The 25,422-nt window shown below is 34.5% G+C and carries 19 protein-coding genes; 6 read left to right on the top strand and 13 right to left on the bottom strand.

All coding sequences use genetic code 11. The features are described from left to right. Positions 1-26 precede the first annotated feature (26 nt). The 10 genes from OD803_RS12130 to OD803_RS12085 all read right to left on the bottom strand — a co-directional run bounded on the left by OD803_RS12130 (position 27) and on the right by OD803_RS12085 (position 10,504). Positions 27-329: a hypothetical protein gene (locus tag OD803_RS12130; protein ID WP_131508664.1), complete on the bottom strand. Its 303-nt coding sequence runs from the start codon at positions 327-329 to the stop codon at positions 27-29. 68 nt (positions 330-397) lie between these two features. Further along, positions 398-1,147 (bottom strand): tetratricopeptide repeat protein, encoded by a 750-nt coding sequence (locus OD803_RS12125; RefSeq protein WP_131508662.1) that lies wholly within the window; start codon positions 1,145-1,147, stop codon positions 398-400. Between the two features lies 1 nt (position 1,148). Further along, the gene (locus OD803_RS12120) at positions 1,149-2,924 is read right to left on the bottom strand and encodes a BatD family protein (RefSeq protein ID WP_262733598.1); all 1,776 of its coding nucleotides are present in this window, start codon (positions 2,922-2,924) and stop codon (positions 1,149-1,151) included. An 88-nt stretch (positions 2,925-3,012) separates the two neighbouring features. Further along, positions 3,013-3,876, bottom strand: coding sequence for a tetratricopeptide repeat protein (locus OD803_RS12115; RefSeq protein ID WP_332006940.1), 864 nt, complete (start codon positions 3,874-3,876; stop codon positions 3,013-3,015). After that, complete coding sequence (locus OD803_RS12110; protein ID WP_262733597.1) at positions 3,873-4,910, bottom strand: VWA domain-containing protein; 1,038 nt, start codon at positions 4,908-4,910, stop codon at positions 3,873-3,875. Before OD803_RS12110 ends, OD803_RS12115 begins: the two co-directional genes overlap by 4 nt. Beyond that, entirely contained in the window at positions 4,911-5,915 is a 1,005-nt protein-coding gene (locus OD803_RS12105) for a vWA domain-containing protein (RefSeq protein ID WP_129760827.1), read from the bottom strand. Next, positions 5,916-7,541: a BatD family protein gene (locus tag OD803_RS12100; protein ID WP_262733596.1), complete on the bottom strand. Its 1,626-nt coding sequence runs from the start codon at positions 7,539-7,541 to the stop codon at positions 5,916-5,918. Between the two features lie 29 nt (positions 7,542-7,570). Beyond that, the gene (locus OD803_RS12095) at positions 7,571-8,437 is read right to left on the bottom strand and encodes a DUF58 domain-containing protein (RefSeq protein WP_262733595.1); all 867 of its coding nucleotides are present in this window, start codon (positions 8,435-8,437) and stop codon (positions 7,571-7,573) included. A gap of 108 nt (positions 8,438-8,545) precedes the next feature. Further along, positions 8,546-9,550, bottom strand: coding sequence for an AAA family ATPase (locus tag OD803_RS12090; RefSeq protein WP_129760824.1), 1,005 nt, complete (start codon positions 9,548-9,550; stop codon positions 8,546-8,548). Positions 9,551-9,703: 153 nt separating this feature from the next. Continuing rightward, positions 9,704-10,504 carry a DUF4382 domain-containing protein gene (locus OD803_RS12085; protein ID WP_262733594.1) on the bottom strand — a complete coding sequence of 267 codons (801 nt, stop codon included), beginning with the start codon at positions 10,502-10,504 and terminating at the stop codon, positions 9,704-9,706. Positions 10,505-10,697: 193 nt separating this feature from the next. Here OD803_RS12085 and OD803_RS12080 point away from each other — a divergent pair, with 193 nt between their 5' ends. From OD803_RS12080 to OD803_RS12070, 3 genes are all read left to right on the top strand, one after another. After that, the gene (locus tag OD803_RS12080) at positions 10,698-11,561 is read left to right on the top strand and encodes an aldo/keto reductase (RefSeq protein WP_262733593.1); all 864 of its coding nucleotides are present in this window, start codon (positions 10,698-10,700) and stop codon (positions 11,559-11,561) included. Positions 11,562-11,891: 330 nt separating this feature from the next. Continuing rightward, a complete protein-coding gene (locus OD803_RS12075) occupies positions 11,892-12,644 on the top strand; it encodes an SDR family NAD(P)-dependent oxidoreductase (protein WP_262733592.1) in 753 nt (250 codons plus the stop codon). Positions 12,645-12,684: 40 nt separating this feature from the next. After that, positions 12,685-13,818, top strand: coding sequence for an ATP-binding protein (locus OD803_RS12070; protein WP_262733591.1), 1,134 nt, complete (start codon positions 12,685-12,687; stop codon positions 13,816-13,818). Positions 13,819-13,977: 159 nt separating this feature from the next. Here OD803_RS12070 and OD803_RS12065 read toward each other — a convergent pair whose 3' ends face one another. The 3 genes from OD803_RS12065 to amaB all read right to left on the bottom strand — a co-directional run bounded on the left by OD803_RS12065 (position 13,978) and on the right by amaB (position 18,247). Beyond that, entirely contained in the window at positions 13,978-15,168 is a 1,191-nt protein-coding gene (locus OD803_RS12065; RefSeq protein WP_262733590.1) for a DUF1501 domain-containing protein, read from the bottom strand. 3 nt (positions 15,169-15,171) lie between these two features. Then, a complete protein-coding gene (locus OD803_RS12060; protein WP_262733589.1) occupies positions 15,172-16,548 on the bottom strand; it encodes a DUF1800 domain-containing protein in 1,377 nt (458 codons plus the stop codon). Between the two features lie 145 nt (positions 16,549-16,693). Further along, positions 16,694-18,247, bottom strand: coding sequence for an L-piperidine-6-carboxylate dehydrogenase (gene amaB / locus OD803_RS12055; protein ID WP_262733588.1), 1,554 nt, complete (start codon positions 18,245-18,247; stop codon positions 16,694-16,696). Between the two features lie 237 nt (positions 18,248-18,484). Here amaB and OD803_RS12050 point away from each other — a divergent pair, with 237 nt between their 5' ends. The 3 genes from OD803_RS12050 (at position 18,485) to OD803_RS12040 (ending at position 25,366) form a co-directional block, all read left to right on the top strand. Then, positions 18,485-24,061 (top strand): alpha-2-macroglobulin family protein, encoded by a 5,577-nt coding sequence (locus tag OD803_RS12050; RefSeq protein WP_262733587.1) that lies wholly within the window; start codon positions 18,485-18,487, stop codon positions 24,059-24,061. A gap of 235 nt (positions 24,062-24,296) precedes the next feature. Next, positions 24,297-25,019: a YqjF family protein gene (locus tag OD803_RS12045; protein WP_262733586.1), complete on the top strand. Its 723-nt coding sequence runs from the start codon at positions 24,297-24,299 to the stop codon at positions 25,017-25,019. Beyond that, on the top strand, positions 25,016-25,366 hold the full coding sequence (locus tag OD803_RS12040; protein WP_262733585.1) for an antibiotic biosynthesis monooxygenase family protein: 351 nt from the start codon (positions 25,016-25,018) through the stop codon (positions 25,364-25,366). Before OD803_RS12045 ends, OD803_RS12040 begins: the two co-directional genes overlap by 4 nt. The last annotated feature ends 56 nt before the right edge of the window (positions 25,367-25,422 follow it).

Below are 25,422 nucleotides of genomic sequence, written 5' to 3'. Positions count from 1 at the left end.
ACTAAGCTAATAGGTAAAAAAACTAATTATAATATGTGCTGTTCGGGAGGTGGAGAGAGGTTCTCTAGGCTTAGAGAAGAATAGTTAATTTGGTAATGCGAGTTGTGTTTTATACTATTATCAAATACAATTAAATCATCGTATAATGAATTGTCTAAAAACTTAACCTCAACATTTTTACTTATTTCGCTTTGGCTATTTTCCTCTTCGTTTACACTGTAGAAAGCAGCTACATTAAAATCTTTGTCCACAATAGAAATAATTGTAGGTGCAGCTAAAAAAGCTGAAAAGATTATTAGTATAGCTAATGATGTGACTTTCTTACCCATAAAGGAAAATTACATAAGTTGCAAATATAAAACTTGAACTTTAAATATTCGTTAAATATATTTTAAAACTATAGTTCTTTGATATCCTTATTCTGAATCCAGCCTTGTTTTCCGTCTGAAAGTTTAATTTTTTTCCAATCGTTTACTGTATCCAAAATTTGAACTTTAGTGCCTTCATGAAGTTTAAAGGCTTCTTCGCTTCTTAGGTTTGGTTCACTCTTAACTTGGCTTTCTTGAGCAAACACTATTGCTGGTTTATTGTTTTTATCGATTTCAAATTTATGAAATGCAAAGGCTAAAGCCACTAATGATAATACTAAAAACAATAAGCTAGAAACGAAAGTTATTCGCTTTTTACCGGTAGATTGACTAAAATAATATACAATACAAAGTATTACAAACAATATAATTCCTACTACCGATAAATAAGCCCAATTATCATAGCTAAATGTATTTGTTGCGCTTTTCATTAGTCTTGAAAAACCAACTTCTGGCATTACATCGATAGCATCAATGGTCATATTCTTTGCAAAAGCCATATTGTTTTTAATATCCTTATCGTTTGGCGACAACTGTAATGCTTTTTCGTAGTAATAAATGCTAGGAGCTACATTATTGAGTTTATAATGCGCATTGGCCAAATTAAAATACAATTCGGCTGAGTGTTTGTCGCTTTTTAAAATAGCATCATACTTCTCTATTGCTTCGGCATATTTACCTTCATTGTATAACGTGTTTCCCTGATCAAACAATGCTTCGTTTTGAGAAAAACCAAAAGAAGACACCAATACTGTTATAATTACCAATATCTTTTTCATCTTATTGCATTTGTTTATCAATTAACGAAATAGTTTTTGCAGCTTTATCATAATCCTGTTGCATCTCCACATTAGAAATTGGTGTGTATCTTGCCAATTCGCAGTTTTTAAGGATTTCAATAAATTCTGATACAACACTAGCGTCTACACTTTTTTCAGCAAGTAATGCTTGTATTTTATCTTTACTTAAATCACTTGTTTCAATGTGCAGTTTTGCTTTTAAGTAGTTATGAAGCGCTTTTTCCAAAGCAATATAAAAGGCTTCTTTTTTACCTAAAGCACGTTTCGCTTCGCTTAAGTATTTTTTAGCTAGCTTATCGGCTTTTCTAATTTTATTACCGAACACATCTGCATTACGCTTTTCTTTTTCTCTTCTAAAAACTATTGCTAAAGGAATTGCTAAAAGCGGTAACAACAAAGCACTCCAAAATCCTGTAGACTTGAAGAAATGAGTAGTAGTTGTTGGCGTAAGATTTGTTTCAGTCTTTACAAAAGCAAATTGGTCGTTGCTTAATACAACCTTCTGTTTGTTATTTGCTGCAGTAGTAATGCTGTTATCTGATGCTGAATTGTTTGTAGGACCTTCTAAAACATCAATTATAATCTCTTTTGAAGATACTCTCTTGTAAGTTTCAGTCTTTAAATCAAAATACGAAAACGACACACTTGGTATAGGATACTTTCCTTTAAATTGTGGCACAACTGTGTAACTATCAGAAATGCTTCCTTGTGTACCATCTAAATTGGTTCTCACATTTTCAGAATGCTCTGGCTCATAAATTTCTAATGAACTAGGTACTGTAATTTTAGGAAGATTAAAAAGTTTTAAATTTCCGTTTCCTGATACTTCAACTTTTAACTGTAAAGATTCCGAAGCATTTAATTGATTTTTAGAAGCTGAAATATTAAAATCGAAATCACCAACAGCTCCTGTAAAATCAGCTGGTTTAGTACTTTCAGGAAGTGGTTTTACGTTTATAGTTTTGCTACCTGCAGATACTGTTCTATGTACAGAGGTCATTAATCTTCCTCCAAATATATCTCTTCGGTTTGTTGGCACATCTACAGTAACATCTAGCGACAAAGGTTCTATTTCAAGCTTTCCTGATTTTTGAGGGTAAAGCACTGTTTTACGAAGTACCACATAACGATAGTCTTCACCATTGTACGTTCCGTTTTGAACCTTTAATCCTTTGATATTGATGTTTTGACTCCAAAAATCATTATATCTTGGATTATCAATTTCACGCCAATTACTTACTCCTGTTGAAGACGACACATATAGCTTATAAACTACAGTTATTGCTTCATTAAGGTAAGGGTTGGTTTTAGAAATTTCGGCAACTAGATGAATATTCTCATTCGCAACATTTTCGGCATTATCAGGATCATTAGGTCTACTCACAGCAGCAGTAACCTCTACTGAAACCGTTTGAGTTTTATACACCTGATCATCAATTTCAATAGTTGCTTGTTTAATAGTAAACTTACCTCGCTTTTTTGGTGCTAAAAAGTAGCTATAGGTTTTAGAAAACGAACGTTTACCGTTTAACCATGTATTACTTACTGATGTGTTTGGTCCACCAATAACCGTAAAATCTTGAAAATCTGGAGGTGTAAAATTGTCTCCATCTTTATTCATTTCAAAATCAATACGTAAGCGTTCATTAATACCTAACTTAGTTTTGCTCACCTTAGCTTCAAACTTAACCTGAGAAATCCCTATACTTGTAACAAGTAGAGCAATTAACAATGTTATGTTTTTTAAGATTTTCATGGTGTAAAACTCTTTGATTTTATGATTTAACGTTTACTGTTATTGTATTTGTTTCTTCTAGCTTATGCCTTCCAGCTTCAAGCTATCATTACCAATCCTTTTCTGTTTGTACTTTTATTCCTTTTTGCTTTTCGGCATTCATTTTTTCTTGAACTTTCTGTTCTTGGTTATTCATGGCTTCAAGCAAATTCTTTATTTGTTGAGGTGATAATTGACCAGGTTGCGGTTTTTGCTGCTGTTTGTCTTTATCTCCATCTTTTTGTTCTTGTTTTTCATCTTTAGGCTTGCCTTCTTCATCTTTCTTATCGTCACCTTCTTTCTTGTCTTGGTCGCCTTCGTCTTTTTTTTCTTGATCGTCTTGTTCTTGCTCTTTTTCTTGATCTTCTTTCTTTTCGTCCTCTCCGTTTTCGTCGTCTTTTTTATCTTGATCTTGACCTTGTTGGTTTTCTGCACATTCTTTAGCCAATGCTAAATTGTAACGTGTTTCATCATCGGTTGGGTCGTTTCGCAATGCATTTTTATAAGCTTCAACAGCTTCTTTACATTGTTCGTTTTCCATTAAAATATTTCCAATATTGTGAAACGCACTATGTTTTGCTGCTTTATCAGTTGAATATTTTGTGGCTTGTTCTAATCGATACAAGGCTTCTTCGTAACTCCCTTTTTGAACATAAGATGTTCCTAAATTATAAGCTCCAACTACATTTGACGGCTGTTCTGAAATAGCTTTTCTATATTCCATTTCAGCAGAAATATAGTCGTCTTTTTCTATTAAATCGTTAGCTTCATATACATGGTCATTAGCTTTTTTTAAAGCCAATAATTGCTCTTTTTCTTTGTCTTGAGAATAGACAGAAAAAGCGGTCAACATAAGTATTAATAAAGCAATCTGTTTCATGGCATAAGCTTCAAAATCAACGAATATTACTAATTTTTTGACATTTACTATCATAAGTTTTCGTTAAATAAATTCAACTTCTTTAACCAACCTGTCTTACGTTCTAACAACAAAACATCAAAAACCAATAGAAAAATTCCGAAGGCTAAAAACCATTGGTACTGGTCTTTAAAATCGGCAAATTCTTTTGCTTCAAACTCGGTTTTATCCATCTTGTTAAGAATATCTCTAATGCTATCTACAACTTCGTTTGTGTTTTTTCCATTAATGTAAGCTCCATTTGCTTCTTTGGCAATTTCCTTTAAAGTGACTTCATTTAAACGTGTGATAACCGTTTCGCCTTGGTTATCTTTTTTATAGTTTAAAACCACTCCATTTCGCTTTATTGGAATTGGTCCTCCTTTTTCGTCTCCTACACCAATTGTAAAAATCCTGATGCCTTCTTCACCAGCTTCTTCGGCAACATTAGTAGCAATATTGCTATGGTCTTCACCATCAGAAATAATGATTAACACTCTATTGGTTTGTTCCTCATCATCGTAATAGGTTTTAGCCAATTCGATAGCTTCGTTGATTGCTGTTCCTTGAGAGGATAGCATATCGGTATTCATATTCTGAAGGAACATTTTTGCCGAAGCATAATCGGTTGTAATTGGTAATTGCGGAAACGCTTTTCCTGCGTAAGCAATAATACCTACTCTATCACTTGCTAAATTGTTTATGATTTGAGTTACTAGCTGTTTTGCCTTGTCCAATCTATTAGGAGCAACATCTTCAGCAAGCATACTTTTAGAGACATCAACAGCAAAAACAATATCTACTCCTGAACGTTTTACGGTTTCTAATTTTGTACCAATTTTTGGGTTTACCAGTGCAATTGTAATAAACGTAAATGCCAAACAAAGCACTAATACTTTTAGAATTGACTTGAATAACGACTGATTAGGACTTAATCGTTTTAAAAGTGTTTTATTAGCAAATTTACGCTGCGTTTTATACTTCCATAATTGGAGTAACAAAAAGAACAGTAGTATTACCGGAATAACCAGTAGCAACCAAAACCATATTTTTTCTTCTAATTGAAACATCTATATAAAACTTCTAAAAACTGTATTTTTTAATAAGAATTCTAACAACAGTAAAAATCCTGCCAGTAGCACTAACGGACGGTATTTTTCTTCGTAATTGTAAAACTTGAATTCTTCTATTTCGGTTTTTTCTAACTTATTGATTTCGTCATAAATCTCGGCTAACTTTTTATTGTTAGTTGCTCTAAAATACTTTCCGCCTGTAACCTCAGCGATTTCTTTTAGCAGCTCCTCGTCAATTTCGACCTGAACTCTTCCGTATTGAAAGTTTCCGTTTGATAAAATTTGAACAGGAGACAATGCCATACCATTGGTTCCTAAACCAATAGTATAGGTTTTTATACCATACTCAACCGCTAATTCGCTAGCAATTTTTGGATCGATAAATCCTGAATTGTTTACTCCATCGGTTAATAGAATAATAACTTTACTCTTGGCTTTACTATCTTTTAAACGGTTAACAGAGGTTGCTAAACCCATTCCTATTGCTGTTCCGCCTTCAATAATAGTATTGTATTTAATCTCGTTTAACGAACGAAGCACTATAGCTTTGTCACTTGTTATAGGCGTTTTTGTATAGCTTTCTCCTGCATACTCAACAAGTCCTATTCTATCATTTGGCCTACCTTTTATAAATTGAGCAGCTACCTTTTTTAAGGCTTCCAAACGGTTAGGTGAAAGGTCTTTTGCCAACATACTTGCCGACACGTCAATAGCCATTACAATATCAATACCTCTAGTGGTTTTGGTTTTTGTTGAAACATCAACCGTTCGTGGTCTTGCTAATGCAGTAATTAATAATCCTAATGCTATTAACCTAAACGCAAATAAGAGATGCTTAAGTTTTGGCAACCATGAACTAGTTACCTTAAACCCTTTAAGGCTAGATATTTTTAATTCGGCTGTTTGTTTTTTGTGTTTAAGGATATACCAAACCAACAACAATGGTAGTAATAACAACAACCAAAACAACTCTTTATTTAAAAACTCAATACCTTCAAACATCTATTCGGTTTCTTTTTGTTGTAATTCAATTGAATTAATTATTCTATCAACAATTTGATTTGCATACTCATCATCTTCAATCCAAGTGATAAGTACTTGTTGAATAACCACTCCATTACTAGTAAAACTCAAAATTGTGTATTTACCATGTATAAAATCGGTTGGCGATTTAGGAAAATCTAAAGTTCCATAGGTTTTTAAGCCTTCGGCTCCATTAGGTGTGGTAAACTTATCTGATTTAGTAATAATATTTTTTGCACCTTTACCTTCTAACGTTTTTAGGTTATCTTCAACAGCTAAGTTTAAATCTATACCTTCTTGCTTTTGGGCTAAAGTTGTGGTTGAAATGACTATAGTTAGCTCATTTGGTAATTCATAACCAAAAGTGGTCAATTTCATTTTATCCTTCATCTCATCAGGAACAGGAACTTCTATGCGTTTAAGAACCTCTGGTGTTGAAATTCTTATTGGAGGCACACCATAATCACTAGTTACCCAATTACCTTCTAGAAGTTGTTTGGTTTCTTTTCTTATGATGGTATCCACAACATAGTTAAACCCATATTTAATTGAAAACCCAGTAAAAGTTGCTGCCATAAGTGCTAAAACTATTGCAGCAGTTAGTATAATTTTCTTTCTCTTTTTCTTACGTTCTTGCGTTTCTCTATACTGTTGGTCAAGCAGTTTTTCTTCTTCAGAAGGTTCTGGTAAGGCTTCTTTTACATGGTCAATTTCTAGATCGATAGTATTTCGGTCTAATTCGGCTAGTGCAACATCTGGAGCAGATTTAGCGAATTTTACTAAATCGGCACGCTTAAGAATATTCTCAAGGTTTTTAATGTCTTCTTTTGAAATGTCAATTTGATTAGCATCTTTTAAAAGATTTAATCTTGAAATCAGCTCGTCCGTTGTACTTTCTAAGGCTTTATCATACACCTTTTCATCTAAATACCTTCTGATAATAAAGGTCAATTCTGAATAGTATTCTTTTAACTCAGCGTTTTGAAGGTAATTAGTTTCATCTAGCTTTTTTAAAGCAAGTTTTGCTCTGTCATAAGGCGGAAGTAATGCAATTTCCTCTTCTTCGGTTAGTGGCTTTTTTCGCCATATAAACCAATACAGTAAAAAGGCAACTAATGCTAAAATAGCAATTACAATAAGTAGAGTTGTTATCCAATTGGATTTACTTTTTTCAACACCTATAAGTGGTTTAATATCATAAAGACCTTGTTTGGTCGTATCGACAACTACATTGGAAACCTCAACTTTTAACGAATCGGTAAAAAAAGTTTTATCTCCAATAACAATTTTTTGTCTTGGTATGGTATAGTGACCTGAATCAAACTGCGTTAAACCATATTTTTTGATAAGACTATACTTGGCATCGAGCTTTGTAGTATCTACTTTATAAGACTCAATCATTTCAAGAGGTGAAAATGTTTGACCTTCAGGAAAAACCACAAGTGCAGTGGTGTCTGCTTCAACTTGAATTTTATAAGTGATTTGCTCACCTATTTTTATTTTAGTAGAATCTATTGATGATGTAACCTGAGCAAAAGAGAATACAGAACAAAGCACAAAGCACAGAGACAATAACATTGTTCTGTTCTTTATTTTAAAATTCATATTTCTAAAATCGTTAATCATAAATTGTTTTATCCTCTACGTTTAAAATACCCTAGCAATTTTTTCACATAACTTTCGTCTACTCGACAATCAATAGTTCCTGCACCAGATTTTGTAAAACTGTCCTTGTAATAATCTACTCGCTCTTTATAGTATTTGCTGTAGTTACGTCTTACTGTTTTAGACTGGGTGTTTACAAGCATTAACTCGCCACTTTCTTCGTCTTGCATTTGTACCACACCTATATTTGGCATGTCTTCTTCGCGTTTATCATAAACCCTAATACCAGTAACATCGTGTCTTCCTGATGCAATTTTTAAGGTTTGCTTATAGTCATCAGTAATAAAATCGCTAAGCACAAAAACTATGGCTTTCTTTTTCATTACGTTAGAAAGAAACTTCAACGCCTCAGCAACATTGGTTTGTTTACTTTTAGGTTGAAATTCTATGAGCTCTCTTATAATACGAAGTACATGCGAGCGTCCTTTTTTAGGTGGAATATACAGCTCAACATCATCTGAAAAGAGAATGAGTCCAATTTTATCATTGTTTTGAGTTGCAGAAAATGCTAGTGTTGCAGCTATTTCGGTTACAACTTCATTTTTAAACTGAGCTTCGGTTCCAAAAAATTCAGAACCTGAAACATCTACCATAAGCATCATGGTAAGTTCTCGCTCTTCTTCAAAAACCTTGATATATGGTTCGTTATAACGTGCAGTTACATTCCAGTCTATATTACGAACATCATCACCATATTGGTACTGCCTTACTTCAGAAAAAGTCATACCACGACCCTTGAAGGTTGAGTGATACTCACCACCAAAAATATGATCAGACAATCGACGTGTCTTAATCTCTATTTTTCGTACTTTTTTTAGTAATTCTTTAGTATCCATTTTTTTTAGTATGCAGTGTTCAGTATGCAGTAAGCAGTCCTAAAATAGCATCCAGTAATTAGTTTTCAGTTTTACACTGAAGACTCACGACTGAATACTGCCAACTAATTAAGGTACTTCAATCTCGTTTACGATTTTATTAATGATGTCTACTGAAGTTACATTTTCGGCTTCGGCTTCGTAAGTAATTCCAATTCTGTGACGTAACACATCATAAACCACAGCTCTAACATCTTCAGGAATAACATATCCACGACGTTTTATAAAAGCATAACATTTTGCAGCAGTTGCAAGATTGATGCTTCCACGAGGTGATGCACCAAAAGAAATTAGTGGTTTTAAATCGGCTAGTTTATATTTTTCAGGATAACGTGTAGCAAAAATAATATCGAGGATGTACTTTTCTATTTTTTCATCCATATACACTTCTCTAACTGCTTTTTGAGCATTGAGAATTTGTTGAAGTGATACTACAGGGTTTACTTTTTCGAAAGCACCTTTTAAGTTAGCGCGAACAATTAATTGTTCTTCTTCAATTTTAGGATAATCAATAACTGTTTTCAACATAAAACGGTCGACTTGTGCTTCAGGTAACGGATAAGTTCCTTCTTGCTCAACTGGGTTTTGTGTTGCCATAACCAAAAACGGCTTATCTAATTTAAAGGTGTCGTCACCAATAGTTACTTGCTTTTCTTGCATCGCTTCTAGTAATGCCGACTGCACTTTTGCAGGTGCTCTGTTAATCTCATCAGCAAGTACAAAATTGGCAAATATTGGTCCTTTTTTTATAGAGAAGTCGTTTTGCTTCATGTTGTAGATTAATGTACCTGTAACGTCGGCAGGTAATAAATCTGGTGTAAACTGAATTCTGCTAAAACTACCATCAACCGCTTGAGAAAGCGTGTTAATAGCCAATGTTTTTGCTAACCCAGGAACTCCTTCTAGAAGGATATGACCTTGTCCAAGTAATCCGATAAGTAATCGTTCAACCATGTGTTTTTGCCCAACAATTACTTTATTCATTTCTAAAGTAAGTAAATCAACAAAAGCACTTTCTTTTTCAATTTTCTCGTTAATTGACTTAATATCAATTGTACTTGTATCTTCCATCATTTTTTGGTTTTTAAAAAGCTCGAATATAGTATGCTTATTTGAGTGATGCAAATTGTTAAAATTTTTTGTGTGCTGTTGTTAATAATTGGTTAAAAAATAAAGCGTAGTGCCAATTGCACTACGCTTTAACAAATATTTATATGTTTTAATAATTTACTCTAAGGTTACAACGCCTAAATCAGTATTTGAGCCTACATTGACTTCAACATTTTCAATAGTCTGTATTGGCAATTCAGAACTTACATCAGGAGTTATTGTAACAGTATAGCTTCCTGAAGCTAATCCTACTAATTGGAAATAACCTGATTCATCTACAAAGGCAGATACAGTATCAACACCATTGGTTGCACTAACTTCTGTTTGGATTCCTATTGGTAAAACACTTCCGCTAATAATACCTGTTTCAGCTTCAACCGAAGCTCTAATAACAGGCTTTAGATTAATATTTCCTGAGTTTCCTGCAATTACCACAGACTCATCTACATCAAAATCTAAAAGAAAAGTATACTCATAATCTGGGAGCAGTGTTTCGTTTACTTGAATTTTTAAACCTGATTGTTGCGCTGAAGGTGTATTTAATGGTTGTGTTTCCCCATCAATTACAATTGTATTGTCATCACCTAAAACCAAGCGTATTTGATTAAGTGTTCCTGAGGGCACTTCATAATCATCAGCTAAAAGCACATTAATTCCTCCTGTGAGTTCTAGTAAATCATAAACTCCTGTATTTATAGCTTCAACGCTTACCCATCCACTATCATCATCACTGTCGTCATTTACTTTAACCATAACGTCAACTACTTCAACAAATACATTGTCATAATCTCCAGGTGCATCCATTAATTTTACTGAAATCTTTGATGTTCCTTGTGGAGAACTTGTTGTATCATCATCACTACATGCTAAGAAACCTAGTGTTAAAACTGACATTAAAATTAATTTAGCTTGTCTCATAAAAATCATATTAATTGTTTTTTGGTTACATAAATATGTACGTACTAAATAGCATTTTAGATGTTTCCCCTTATGAAACCACGAATAAACAACTAATAATCAATTCATAATAAATATATAAACCAACAAAAGTTTAATAATAAATGTGTTTTAAGTATTTTTATCTGATAATTACAATAAACATTAAAATCTCTTGAACTATTCTAAAATTATTGCAGGTACGATGACCTGGGGAAATTGGGGAAAACAGTTTTCTAAAAAAGAAATGGAAGCCTTTATGCACCATTGCATAGAACAACAAATCACAACTTTTGATCATGCTGATATTTATGGAGGCTACACCAATGAATCTCAATTTGGTGATGCCTATGCTATAAGTGGCATTGATAGAGAACACATACAACTGATAAGTAAATGTGGCATACAGTATATTACTGAAAACCGCAATAATAAAGTGAAACATTATGACTACAGTAAAGATTACATTATCTGGTCTACCGAAAACTCTTTAAAGCATTTAAAAACCGATTACTTAGATCTATTATTATTACACAGACCAAGTCCATTAATGCATCCTAATGAAATTGCTGAAGCTATTACAATCTTAAAAAAAGAAGGAAAGATAAAATCGTTTGGAGTTTCAAATTTTACACCTTCACAAATGGAGCTTCTTGGGTTAAGAATAGATATAGATGTAAACCAAATTGAGTTTTCACTTACACAACATACAGCTATGCACGATGGCACACTAGACTATATGTTAACCAACGGTATAAAGCCAATGTGTTGGTCTCCTCTAGGAATAGTTTTTAAAGATGAAACTAACCAAACCCAACGCATACACAAGCAACTAGAAGCATTAACTGATAAATATAACGCCTCAAAAGACCAACTACTTTTGGCTTGGATATTAAAGCATCCTGCTCAAATAACACCTGTTGTAGGAACTACTAATAAAGAACGCATTGTTGCTACCTCAAAGGCTGCTACTATTGATTTAGAGCTTGAAGATTGGTTTTTAATTTTAACCGCTTGCCAAGGCCATAAAGTACCTTAAAACAAAAAATATAATGAAGAAAAAAGCCTTTAAATTAATACTTAGGTTATTAGTTTATTTTTCTATTTCAATAGTTATAGGCTTTTTTATGGTTAAACTTCCCTATCAAAAAAGCATATACCTCTTCTGGTCTGCAATGTTTTTAATGGGATTAACCGCAGTAATCATTAGATTTTTTCCTGACAAAACAGAAAGTAAAATTGTTTCATTTTCGTGGCATATTTGTATCACTTGCATTTTTAGTTTTTGTATGTTTTTCATCATCGACACATATTATAAAACTGAAAACTCTAAGTATCTAATTCCGCCAGAAAATAAAAAAAAGAGACTATGAAAAAAACAGCGTTAATCACTGGAGCCACAAGTGGTATTGGACGAGCAACAGCACACCTATTTGCTAAACATGGTATCAACTTGATACTTTGTGGTCGTAGGCAAGAACGTTTAGAGATTGTAAAAAAGGCTTTAGAAAAAGAAACCGATGTTGTGACTCTTAATTTTGATGTAAGACACAAAAACGAAACATTAGATGCTATTGCTTCGTTACCTGAAAATTTTAAAACCATTGATATATTAATCAATAATGCAGGAAATGCCCATGGACTTGACCCAATACAAGATGGAAGTCTCGACGATTGGGACGCAATGATGGATATAAACGTAAAAGGTTTACTTTATGTTAGCAAAGCGATTATTCCACAAATGACTGAGCGAAAATCAGGTCATATAATAAACATTGGGTCATCAGCAGGAAAAGAAGTCTATCCAAAAGGCAATGTGTATTGTGCCAGCAAACATGCCGTGTTAGCGATTACTGAAGGTATGCGAATAGATTTAAACGAATTTGGAATAAAAGTAACTGCTATAAATCCTGGTTTGGTTGAAACAGAGTTTTCTAAAGTACGCTTTAAAGGAGGTGAGCAAGCAGACTCTGTTTACAAAGGTTACAAGGCACTACAGGCTGAAGATGTTGCTGAAATAATTTATTTTGCAGTAACACGACCTGCTCATGTAAATATCGCTGACCTACTTGTATTTCCTACCGCTCAAGCGAGCTCGACAATTGTGAAAAAAGAACATTGAACTATAATATAGATTCCTGCTTTCACAGGAAATTTAAATTATGATTAATAAACGCCTACTCATAAAAAACCTACTAGCTCATAACGATGAGAACAGTTTTTATGACAAAAAGCGAAAAGTTGATATTAGTCAAAAGGAAGGAAAAGCTAAATTTTTAAAACACATTTGCGCCTTATCTAATAGCAACCCTAAAAACAATTCTTATATAGTTATTGGTGTTGAAGATTCAGATAATGCTATTATTGGCGTTGATTTTTTTGACGATAGTAAAATTCAAAACCTCATCAACGCTTATCTTACAAATCCTCCTATTGTACAATACGAAAACATACCATTTCCTCATTTACCTGACGACAAAGTTGTGGGTTTGGTAACCATTAGACCAAATGATAAAATTACTTCATTAAGAAAAAACATTTGGAAATATTATGGTGGCTCAGTCTTTTTTAGAGACGGTAGCATGAGCATGCCTAAAGTGTTTGATATTGAAATAAAAGATGTCAATTCAAAACTTGTTGAAGCCATTGAATCTCATGCGCAAAACAATATAGAACACACACTTGATGGTGTGTTTGATTTTATGACCAAACGTAAAGATTTTAACCCTCAATATAAGGTGTTTAAAGAATACTTTGTAGTGTGTTGGTCAGGGCAGAAAAAAGTAGTGAAAAATGAAATATTCTTTTCAAGAGTAGATATTAAATTGATAAACGAAGAAGTGCGCTTGTTTTATTCAACACTCGATGAAGTTTCTATTGAATACACTGAAAGTTCTTTTAAAATAGTTGAATACGTTAGCCTTGGACTTCAAAATTCTTATAAGTATTATCCTTTAGAGGAAACCATAATTAGTTTTGAAAACAACGCAAACTACAGCATTAATACACAGCTACTGTTTCAGCCTCCACAATACGACAAAAAAGTACTTCATCATATATACAACACCAACAATAAAATTCTTGAAAAACTAAAAAAAGGGCTTCTTTTAAATAAAAATGAAGAAGAAGATTTATTAAACTTACCAGCAACATACTTAATATGTTACCTCAACCTTTTTCATGAAGCTATTGATAAACTTGACGAAGCTAAACCATTTTTAAAAGCACATAAAAGCAACGTGTATTCACTTTATAAAGACACGATGAGAATTTTAAGAAAAGTGAAATACAGCTAGTTTTTTATTGAATTTACCGTTCATACATTTTTTTCTGCATCTCATAGTATTTTTTTACCTATATATTTAATTTTTATGATTTTAGCAGTGCTATTAATCAATTACAAATCAACCTTATTTCTCCCGATAAAAGTTCGGCATTGAAGTAAGGTTTTTGTTTTATATAAACTTTAGATTCATAAAGTTTTTGTTCAAAATTTTAGTGTCATCTACCATTAACCATTTGTTTAATACTGTAGCATAAATAGACCTAAAATCGATTTCAAATTTTATATCTCCATTGGCATCCAAGTTAGATAAGCTAGCCATATCATTGTAAAGTCCTTGTCGCTTTAAGTTTTCACCAACAATAAATACATTGTTTGCAGAACCATGATCTGTACCATGTCCTGCATTTTGTTTTACGCGTCGCCCAAATTCAGAAAACGTTAAAATGAGCGTGTCTTTAAAGGTGTTTTGCTGTTTCAAATCTTTTACAAAAGCCTCAATACTTTCTGCATAAATTTCTAATAACCTACTATGCGTGCCTTTTTGGTTTGCATGAGTATCAAAACCTCCTAAAGAGGAATAAAACACTTTAGTATCAATACCTGAATTAATAAATTTAGCCATTGTTTTTAACTGCGCTCCAAATTGGTTATTAGGATATTCTTGAGTTGAACTAATCGTTTTTGTAGTTTCATAAATGTACTTTGCTGATGACTCTGCAGCTATCATACTTTTATACAAATAGCCCAAATTGTGTTCACTTAAGTGTTCATCATTATAGTGGTTAAGTACTCCTCTAAAATATGGGTCGTTTGCGGTTTTAAATAATGCTTCAGGGTTTTTAGTTGCAATACCATTAAACTCTTCACCTTTTAAAGCCAATGAAAGACTGTCATCTATTTCAATTGCATTGTAAGGATGTTCGCCATAATTATCCAAAAAACGACCTATCCAACCACTCTGCTTATACTCTTCAGAGCCGCTTGCGGTTTGCCAAATGTCAGTAGCTCTAAAATGTGACCGATTAGGGTTTGGATACCCAACATTGTTTATGATAGACAAGTAACCTTGATCATACAATCGTTTTAAAGGACCCAAGCTAGAGTGTAATCCTATATCATCATTCAACTTTAAAACATCGTCTTTTCCTAATGCTATTGTTGGTCTTGCGTTATGGTACAAATCATCTCTAAAAGGAACAACAGTATTTAGCCCATCATTTCCTCCTGACAATTGAATAATGACCAATCGTTTAAAGCCTAGTTTAGAACTTGCTACTGTTTCAAAGGCTTTTACAAAGCTTGGAACAAAAAACAAACTGCTTGCTAAGGTTGAGTTTTTTATAAATTTTCTTCTATCCATAACTTAACACATTTGATATTCTGGCAACGACATAAGTTGAATACATACATCTTGTTTTGAAGATTTGTTTAAATTATTAAGATAAGACAGCGTACCATTGTTTAAAGGTTGTTGAATAATATACTCTTTAAGGTCATTGACCTTTGTTTTGCTGAAATTAGACTCAAAAACCGACCATTTAGCATCTGTTTGAAAAGGTAGGTTGTTTTTATTTCTTTTTAATAAACGCTGTTTATAAGCATCAACAAAATCACCATCTTCTTTACTAGATATAAACGCATTATTCAATAAAACCGAAGCTAATCTTAGCCTAATCATAATTGTGTTACTGTCTATCCAACTTCTTCCACCTTTCCAGCCAGCAACATTAGGAGGAGAAAGTAATACTTGACCCAAAACACGTTGAATTTTTAAAGAATCGCGCTCATTTTTCAGCTTAAATGGTACAGTATTATTTATCCCAACAATTAATTCAACTGGTGATTTTATTTTTGAACCAATATGTTCTTCAGCATAAAACCAATCACCTGAAAAAACAAAACGCATTAACTTTTCAATGTTATAATTAGGATAAAATTGATTAACCATCTGTTCAATGTGAACTGAATTTACTCTATCATTCACAAAATACTTGTACACCTTTTCACATATAAACTTAGCGCATTGTTTTTGTTCTAAAATAATGTCAATTATATCATCACCATCATACTTTCCTGCCTTACCAAAAAAGTATTTAAACCCTGTGTCATGCTGTCTTTGTCTAAGATTGAAATCACCTTCAAAATCATGGTTATATCCTGTAAATGCTTTTGCACTTTGCTTAATATCTTGCTCAGTGTAATGACCTGTTCCTAAAGTAAAAAGTTCCATTAATTCTCTGGCAAAATTCTCGTTAGGGCTTTGTTTTCGGTTCTGTTTGGTATTAAGGTACTTTATCATTGCAGGCTCTTTGGATATGGCTTTTACAAAATCACCAAAATGCCCTAAAGCATATTGTCTTAAAACATTGTTATATTGCTGAACAAATACTGCATTATCTTCTTTTACAACAAAATGATTTGCCCAAAACAAAGTCATTTTTTCTCGTAGCAACTCATTTGTATCAATGAGTCTTTGCATCCAAGCACCATTAAATTCAAGTATTTTTTCTCGACTTATTTTATTGAAGTCCATCCTAGCGGATTTACTCTTTTTAAGCCTATCACCAGAAAAACTTTCGAGCTCTATTAAGTCGATTTCTAAAGGGGTAGTTTTTGAAGATTGCCTAAAGAGCGTGTCAACTACCTGTGTTTTGGTTTTACCAATAAGTTGCTCAATTTGCTTTGGTGTAATACCAAAACCTGCTCTCCAATATAAGTGTTGAATGTGCTTTTGATTCATATATATTTGACTTACAGAAACCTGAATCGTTTAAAACAATAACTCAAAAACAGTTCCAAAAATTTTAAAAACAACACTAAAAGTTTGTTAAAACTAAAAAAGCCACATCGTTTGATGTGGCTTTAATTTATTTAAAAAAAACAGTTTATAAATCAAACTTAATACCTTGCGCTAATGGCAACTCAGTAGTATAATTTATAGTGTTTGTTTGGCGACGCATATACACTTTCCAAGCATCACTACCAGACTCGCGTCCTCCTCCAGTTTCTTTTTCACCTCCAAAGGCTCCACCAATTTCAGCTCCTGATGTTCCTATATTTACATTAGCAATTCCACAATCGCTTCCTGCATGAGATAAGAAACGCTCTGCCTCGCGTAAGTTATTAGTCATAATCGCTGAAGACAATCCTTGAGCTACACCGTTTTGCATCTCAATAGCATTTTCTACATCACCAGAGTATTTTAATAAATATAACACTGGAGCAAAAGTTTCATGCTGTACAATTTTCATATCATTTCTGGCTTCAGCAATTGCTGGTTTTACATAGCAACCGCTTTCATAACCTTCTCCTGAAAGTACACCGCCTTCAACAACAATATTTCCACCTTCTTCAACAACTTGTGTTAATGCATTTTGGTACATTTTTACTGCATCAGTATCAATTAATGGTCCAACATGATTGTTTTCATCTAATGGATTACCAATTCGTAATTGCTTATAGGCATCTACTACAGCGTCTTTTACTTTATCGTATATTGAATCGTGAATGATTAAACGTCTTGTAGAAGTACAACGTTGTCCTGCAGTTCCTACAGCTCCAAACACTGCTCCTATAACAGTCATTTTAATATCAGCATCTGGTGTAACAATTATTGCGTTGTTTCCTCCCAATTCTAATAAGCTTTTACCTAAACGTCCTGCAACTTCTTGAGCTACAATTTTACCCATTCTTGTTGATCCGGTTGCAGATACTAAAGGCACTCGTGTATCTTTAGTCATCATTTCACCTACTGTATAATCTCCATTGATTAAACAAGAAATCCCTTCTGGTAAATTATTAGCTTTAAAAACTTCAGCTGCAATGTTTTGACAAGCTACTCCACAAATTGGAGCTTTCTCACTAGGTTTCCAAACACAAACATCACCACAAATCCAAGCTAAAGCTGTGTTCCATGACCAAACAGCTACAGGGAAATTAAATGCAGAAATAATACCAACAACACCAAGCGGATGGTATTGCTCATACATTCTATGTCCTGGTCTTTCAGAGTGCATCGTTAAACCATGAAGCTGACGAGATAACCCTACAGCAAAATCACAGATATCAATCATCTCTTGAACTTCACCTAAACCTTCTTGGTAAGATTTACCCATTTCATAAGACACCAATTTACCAAGAGCTTCTTTCTTTTCTCTTAATTTATCACCAAACTGACGTACTATTTCTCCACGTTGTGGCGCAGGCATTACTCTCCAAGTTTTAAAAGCTGAAGTAGCTGCTTGCATCACTTTTTCATAATCGTCTTTTGTTGTCGCCTTTACTTTGGCTATCAATTTTCCATCAACAGGAGAATAACTTTCAATAACATCTCCATTAGAGAAGTTATTTACACCTGTAGATGTACCTTCATTTATATCTTTAACTCCTAATTGTTGTAACGCTTCTTTTATTCCGAAATCGGTAGCGATTGCATCCATATTTGTCGTTTTTTTATGAATTATTAAATTTTTATGCGAAGATACTAATAAATTGTCGTTTTAACTTGAGAGTTCATTTTTAAAAAACGTAACTTTAAAACTTTAAGTTTAATTAAAAATTTAAGACTTATTTAACAGAAACCCAAAGACTAAAACTTAAAAATTGAGCGTAATTATTTTATAAGGAATTACCTACACTTCTTTTTATTAAGTTCAATTTTTTAAAACCATCAATCTATGCCATTAAGAAAATTTTTGGCTATCGTAGCTGTGCTTACGCTAGTCGCATCCTGCAAAAAGAAAGAAGTAGAAACCGACAACCTTTTTAAATTTAGAGATTATATAAGTTACACCTCTTCAGGATTAGTTTCGGTAGTTGATCCTATTCAAATTAATTTGGCAAACGATGTTGAGGGTTGGGAAATGGGACAAGAAATTACCGATAAGATCGTGTCTATCTCACCACATTCTGAAGGAAAACTAACAGTAGCCAACAAACACACACTAATTTTTACTCCAGACGAACCTCTAGAACCTGCAACAGAATACACTGTTTCAGTAAAGCTGAACAAGATTTACGACAACATTCCGAAAGGGTTTGAAGATTACACCTTTCAGTTTAAAACTATCACGCCAAATTTCAGTATCGTTACCAACAACCTACAATCCTACAGCAAAAACTGGCAGTATCTAGAGTCTATTTTACGTTCGGCAGATGTGATTAATTTAGAAGATGCTAAAAAATTAGTTGAAGCCTCTCAAGACGGAAAAAATCTGTCCATTGTTTTTAATGAAAACAACACGCGTTCAAAAGTTTTTGAATTTAGAATTGATAGCATCAACCGAAAAATTGAGGATAGCGAAATTCTCGTAAAGTGGAATGGAAAAGCTATAAAAGCAGATAATTCTGGCGAAAACAAAGTGGTCATTCCTGGGATTAACAACTTCACCATTATTGATGTAGATGTTATTCAATCACCTGAACAATACCTTTCCATTAACTTTTCCGACCCATTAAAGAAGCAGCAAAATTTTGACGGATTGGTCACTATTCAAAATGTAAAAAACCCAAAATATGTTGTTGATGGCAATGTGCTAAAAGTTTATCCTGACAGTAAGCTGGTTGGCAATATTCTGGTAGATGTGTTTCAAGGCATTTCCAACGATGAAGGCTTTAAACTCAAAAAACCATTTTCTGAAAGCATTGCTTTTGAAGAATTAAAACCGCAAGTTCGATTAATCAGCAATGGTACCATTTTACCAAATTCACAAGAATTGAAATTCAATTTTGAAGCGGTAAATTTAAGTGCTGTTGATGTACGCATCATCAAGATTTTTGAAGATAATATTCTGCAATTCCTTCAGGACAATAACCTCAACAGCAACAACGAATACAATATTAAAAAGGTTGGTCGTCGCATTGCCAAACAAACCATTCAACTACAAACTGCTGCCGAAAACACTGGGAAATGGAAAGCCTACAGTATTGATTTATCCCATTATTTTAAGGCTGATGCTGGCGCAATGTATCGTGTGGAATTGAGTTTCAACAAAAATTATTCGTTGTACGATTGCTCTGCAAACACCTCTGTCACCAATGCAGAAGATGATGAATACGACGATTATTACTACGAAGAAGACTATTATTACGAAGGCGATTACAATGAGACTTTTACCGAAGATGAGGAATTAAAGGAAGAAGAATATTGGGACAACCTCACTTACAGATACCGAAACTACACCTACAATTGGCGTGAACGCGATAACCCTTGTCACGAAGCGTATTACAACGAAAACCGTATCGTATCTCAAAATCTATTGGGTTCAAACTTGGGCGTGATTGCTAAAAAAAGTACCAACAATTCCTATTATTTTGCGGTAACTGATATTTTAACCACCAACCCTGAAGCCAATGCGTCGGTTAAAATTTACAACTTTCAGCAACAAGAAATCGCTTCTTTATTTACCGACAAAGATGGACTCGTAACTATTGATGCCGAAAAACACGCGTCATTTGCCATTGTTACCAAAGGCGCCAACAAAACCTATGTAAAGTTGGCTGATGGCAATTCGTTGTCGTTAAGTAAATTTGATGTTTCAGGAAATAAATTACAACGCGGACTTAAGGGCTATATTTATGGCGAACGTGGTGTGTGGCGACCTGGAGACACGCTACATTTAACTTTTATGTTGAATGATGTTGCCAACAAACTCCCCAAAGGACATCCCGTAAAACTGGAAATCACTGACCCTAACGGCAAGTTGGTTTACAAAAATATTACTGCGGATAACCTCAACAATTTTTACACGTTTACCGTACCAACATCAACCGAAGACAAAACCGGAAATTACAACGCCAAAGTTTCGGTTGGTGGAGCGACCTTTCATAAAGGATTGAAAATTGAAACCGTAAAACCCAACCGATTAAAACTTAAAGTCGATTTTGAAAACGACATTTTAACAAGTAACGAACTATTAAACGGAACTTTGGACGTAAAATGGCTTCACGGAGCTGCTGGAAAAAACTTAAAAGCTGAAGTGAAGGCAAAATTCAGCACATCGTATTCAGGGTTTAAAAATTATACCGATTACGTTTTTAACGATCCAACTCGCGAGTTCAACACCGAAGAAATCAACGTGTTTGAAGGCAATGTAAATGCTGAAGGTTTAGCAAGCATCAACAAAAAATTGGAAGTCGGCAAAAATGCTCCTGGCATGCTGAACGTACAATTTTTGGTTCGTGCCTTTGAAAATGGTGGCGACTTCTCAATGGATGCTTTTACCAAACAATATGCGCCTTACGAGTCGTTTGTTGGATTGAAATCACCTAAAGGAAATGCCTACGGTTCGTTTTTTACAGATGAAAACCAAACCTTTGATGTGGTTGTGGTCGATAAAGATGGTAAACCTATTAAGCGTAACAATCTTGAAGTAAAAGTCTATAAAATTGAATGGCGTTGGTGGTGGAATTCTTCTTACGATAACCTATCGAGTTACGTGTCGAGCACCTACCACAGACCGTATTTAGACACAAAAGTCAATACCAATGCCAACGGAAAAGGCTCATTCAGCATAAAAATTCCAGATAACGAACGTGGTCGTTATCTCATTAGAGTGGTTGACCCAAAAAGTGGTCACGCCACAGGACGAACCGCTTATTTCTATAAAAACTGGTGGCAAAAAGCACCTTCAAACGATAAAGAAGCGGCTAAAATGTTAGTGTTTTCAGCCGATAAAGAACAGTACAATGTTGGCGAAACGGCAAAAATCACTTTTAATTCTGGTAACGAAGGACGTGCTTTGGTGAGCATCGAAAATGGCACCGAAGTCCTCGATTACAGATGGGTAAAAACCCAACAAGGCGAAACGGTTGTGGATGTTCCTATAACCAATATAATGGCGCCAAATGTGTTCGTAAATATTTCATTGTTGCAGCCACACGCTATTTCGGCAAACGATTTACCAATTCGTTTGTATGGCGTCATTCCAATTATGGTGGAAGACCCAAATACCAAGTTGGAACCTCAACTAAAAATGCCAGATGTGTTAAAACCAGAACAAGAATTTAAAGTTTCGGTTTCAGAAAAAAACAACAAATCCATGACTTACACTATTGCGATGGTTGAAGAAGGTTTGCTCGATTTAACGCGTTTTAAAACCCCAAATGCTTGGGACGAATTTTACAAGCGTCAAGCTTTGGGCGTAAAAACTTGGGATATTTTCGACGATGTTATTGGCGCTTATTCTGGTAGTATCGACCAAGTAATTGCCATTGGTGGTGATGGCAGCGCATTGGCTGGAAAGAACAAAAAAGCCAACCGTTTTAAACCTGTGGTTACCTATTTAGGCCCATTTACTTTAAAAGCTGGTGAAAACAACACGCACAGCATTAAACTGCCAAATTATATTGGTTCGGTTCGCACTATGGTGGTTGCTGGAGACAATACCAAAGAAGCTTACGGAAGCACCGAAAAAACCGTACAAGTGAAAAAACCGTTGATGGTGTTGGCTTCGCTTCCGCGGAAATTAAGCCCTGGCGAAAAAGTAACGCTTCCTGTGACTGTTTTTGCGATGGAAAACAAAGTAAAAAACGTCAATATTAGCTTGAAATTAAGCGATGGCATTTCCGTAGTTGGTGCGCAAACCCAAAACTTGAGTTTTGCTAAACCCGATGAGCAAATGGCGTATTTTGAATTGGATGTGAGTAAAGCAAAAGGTATCAATACCGTTGAAGTCATTGCCTCTGGAAATGGTGAAAAATCGACTTACAAAGTAGAATTGGATGTGGTGAATCCAAATCCAATAACTTCAAAAGCTATCGACAAAACTTTAGAAGCCAAAGCTACAGGTACATTGGATTTTTCAACCTTTGGTGTTGCAGGAACCAACAGCGTAACGGTAGAATTTTCAACCTTGCCTCCAATGGATTTCACACGCAGGTTACAATATTTAATTCAATATCCTCACGGTTGTTTGGAACAAACTACTTCAGCTGTTTTTCCGCAGTTATTCTTGAGTGATATTTTCGATTTAACCTATGATAAAAAGCAGAACATTCAATCCAACATTGAAAATGGCATTAAAAAACTAGCCCATTTTCAGCAGCCAAATGGCGGAATGAGTTATTGGATGGGAGAAAACACCGCTAACGATTGGAGCACCAGTTATGCAGGCCATTTTATGTTGGAAGCCGAAAAGAAAGGTTTTGTGTTGCCGTTAACCTTCAAAAGCAATTGGTTAAGTTATCAAAAACAAGCTGCTCGCGATTGGAGACCGAGTTACAGAACCTACAATTCCGATTTAGCACAAGCCTACCGATTATACACTTTGGCATTGGCAGGTGAACCCGATTTAGCCAGTATGAACCGTTTGCGTGAGTTTACCGAAATTTCCAACGAAGCCAAATGGCGATTGGCAGCAGCCTATGCCTTGGCAGGACAAAAAGAAGCGAGTGAAAGCATTTCGCAACGTGCCAATATTGATTTTCAACCGCCTCGTTACAACTATTATACTTATGGTTCGGCAGATAGAAATAGAGCCATGGCATTGGAAACTATGGTCTTGACCCAAAACCCAAAACAGCGCGAATTGGCACAATACATTGCCAAAGAACTGTCTGGAAATCGTTGGATGAGCACCCAAACCACAGCCTACAGTTTATTGGCTATGGCAAAAATGGTAGAAGCCAATGGAGGAAAAGCCTTGAACATAAGCTATACCAACAATGGCAAAACCGAAACCATAAACACCAAAAGTGCCATTGCGCAGCGAGAACTCAACATTATTGATGGTGCTAATTCACTTTCATTCACCAATAACATTGACAATGTGGTGTATGTACGTGTATTGAATTCAGGGAAATTGCCTTTGGGTGAAGAAATTGCAGAACAACGTGGATTAAGCGTTTCGGTGCAATACAAAGATTTAAAAGGCAACAAAATGGATGTTTCTAAACTGCAACAAGGTCAGGATTTTGTGGCAACTGTTAGCGTTAGTAATCTTAAAAATGAAAACGTGAACGATGTAGCGTTGACGCAAATTTTCCCTTCTGGTTGGGAAATTGTGAACACACGTTTCACCGATTTTGGCAACACGACAACAAGTCAAGCACGTTATACTGACATAAGAGACGACCGTGTGAATTTCTATTTCGATTTAAGTAAAAAAGGAAAACATGACACCAAAACCTTTAACGTGATGTTAAATGCGTCCTATTTAGGAACTTATTATTTACCAGGGATTCAAGCCGAAGCGATGTATGACAATGAGTATTTAGTGAGAACTAAAGGACAGTGGATAGCCGTTGAGAAGTAGCGTGGAAATACCATCTCGACTTCAGTTTTTCAGGAAAACTGAAGCCACTCCTCCTTGTAAGGAGGAGAGTAAAAATTGAGAGTAAACAAACTAAAGGATAAAAAACAAGATACAAACAAACCCAACTCCTTCCCTTTTAGGGAAGGTGGATTTGATTTTCAAAAGAGAAATCAAAGACGGAAGGGTTAATTAGACGTGTTAAATCAACTAAATTTTCAGCTTCTGAAAAAATACTATGAAAGCCAAAGAAATTCTAAAACATACTAAACACAGGCCTTTTGAAGTTCCTTCGCGCTCTTGGAAATATTATCAGGAATGGAACAAAGTCATTTTTTTGCATTGGGAAATTACTCCAGAGCAAATAGTCCCTTTTCTACCTAAAGGCGTATCGGTAGATACAATTCATGGAAAAACTTGGGTGAGTTTGGTGGCTTTTAATATGAATAATATTGGTGTAAGAAGCTTGCCTAAAGTCCCACACATATCAGATTTTCATGAAATAAACATACGGGTTTATATTACTTGCAATGGCAAACCCAGTGTTTACTTTTTAAGTATGGAAGGCGGTAAACGCTCCTCGTGCAAGGTTTTAAAAGCAATGTCTAAATTTCCGTATTATTATTCTAAAATGGAACGAACGGACTTTAGCTTTACTTCCATAAACAAGAATTACGACAATTCATTTTACACTGAATATCGTTTTGACAACAAACAGATTATAAAAGATGAAACCGATATTTGGCTAACCGAACGTTATGCGGTTTTTCAGGATTATAAAAACCATATTATTGAGTACGATGTGCATCACGTTGAATGGCCAATGGAATCTATTTCAATAAAAAAGTTAGAACTAGATTACCCTAAATTCAATCACTTAATCAATAACAAACCTGATAGAATACATTACTCTAAAGGTGTTCAAGTTTTAACTTGGGACAAAAGAAAGCTCACGCTATGAAGAAAGATTTTAAACCCTATTATGCAGTCATTTTCACTTCAACTCAAAAAGAAGATATTGAAGGTTATGCTGAAATGGCAAACAAAATGGAAGCACTTGCCAAAACTCAAAACGGCTTTTTAGGTATGGATAGCGCAAGAAACGACACTTCGACTGCGCTCAGTGCAGGCGTTGGAATTACAGTGAGCTATTGGGAAAGTCTGGAAGCTATAAAAAACTGGAAACAAAACACCGAACATTTAGTAGCGCAACAAAAAGGCAGACAAGATTGGTACAGTTGGTACAATGTGAAAATTTGTAAGGTAGAACGTGAGTATGAATTCCTGCGAAAGCAGGAATCTCTTTAAAACCACCTCGACTTTAGTTTCTATGCTGAAACTAAAGCCACTCCTCCTTACAAGGA

This window comes from Gaetbulibacter sp. NE, from assembly GCF_025548475.1.
In the GTDB taxonomy this organism is placed as follows: Bacteria; Bacteroidota; Bacteroidia; order Flavobacteriales; family Flavobacteriaceae; genus Gaetbulibacter_B; species Gaetbulibacter_B jejuensis.
This window is presented reverse-complemented; position numbering and strand designations above follow the sequence as displayed.

Coding starts and splice junctions, on each gene's coding strand:
- OD803_RS12130 (WP_131508664.1), bottom strand. CDS start 329: ATGGGTAAGAAAGTCACATCATTAGCTATACTAATAATCTTTTCAGCT.
- OD803_RS12125 (WP_131508662.1), bottom strand. CDS start 1,147: ATGAAAAAGATATTGGTAATTATAACAGTATTGGTGTCTTCTTTTGGT.
- OD803_RS12120 (WP_262733598.1), bottom strand. CDS start 2,924: ATGAAAATCTTAAAAAACATAACATTGTTAATTGCTCTACTTGTTACA.
- OD803_RS12115 (WP_332006940.1), bottom strand. CDS start 3,876: ATGATAGTAAATGTCAAAAAATTAGTAATATTCGTTGATTTTGAAGCT.
- OD803_RS12110 (WP_262733597.1), bottom strand. CDS start 4,910: ATGTTTCAATTAGAAGAAAAAATATGGTTTTGGTTGCTACTGGTTATT.
- OD803_RS12105 (WP_129760827.1), bottom strand. CDS start 5,915: ATGTTTGAAGGTATTGAGTTTTTAAATAAAGAGTTGTTTTGGTTGTTG.
- OD803_RS12100 (WP_262733596.1), bottom strand. CDS start 7,541: ATGAATTTTAAAATAAAGAACAGAACAATGTTATTGTCTCTGTGCTTT.
- OD803_RS12095 (WP_262733595.1), bottom strand. CDS start 8,437: ATGGATACTAAAGAATTACTAAAAAAAGTACGAAAAATAGAGATTAAG.
- OD803_RS12090 (WP_129760824.1), bottom strand. CDS start 9,550: ATGATGGAAGATACAAGTACAATTGATATTAAGTCAATTAACGAGAAA.
- OD803_RS12085 (WP_262733594.1), bottom strand. CDS start 10,504: ATGAGACAAGCTAAATTAATTTTAATGTCAGTTTTAACACTAGGTTTC.
- OD803_RS12075 (WP_262733592.1), top strand. CDS start 11,892: ATGAAAAAAACAGCGTTAATCACTGGAGCCACAAGTGGTATTGGACGA.
- OD803_RS12070 (WP_262733591.1), top strand. CDS start 12,685: ATGATTAATAAACGCCTACTCATAAAAAACCTACTAGCTCATAACGAT.
- OD803_RS12065 (WP_262733590.1), bottom strand. CDS start 15,168: ATGGATAGAAGAAAATTTATAAAAAACTCAACCTTAGCAAGCAGTTTG.
- OD803_RS12060 (WP_262733589.1), bottom strand. CDS start 16,548: ATGAATCAAAAGCACATTCAACACTTATATTGGAGAGCAGGTTTTGGT.
- amaB (WP_262733588.1), bottom strand. CDS start 18,247: ATGGATGCAATCGCTACCGATTTCGGAATAAAAGAAGCGTTACAACAA.
- OD803_RS12050 (WP_262733587.1), top strand. CDS start 18,485: ATGCCATTAAGAAAATTTTTGGCTATCGTAGCTGTGCTTACGCTAGTC.
- OD803_RS12045 (WP_262733586.1), top strand. CDS start 24,297: ATGAAAGCCAAAGAAATTCTAAAACATACTAAACACAGGCCTTTTGAA.
- OD803_RS12040 (WP_262733585.1), top strand. CDS start 25,016: ATGAAGAAAGATTTTAAACCCTATTATGCAGTCATTTTCACTTCAACT.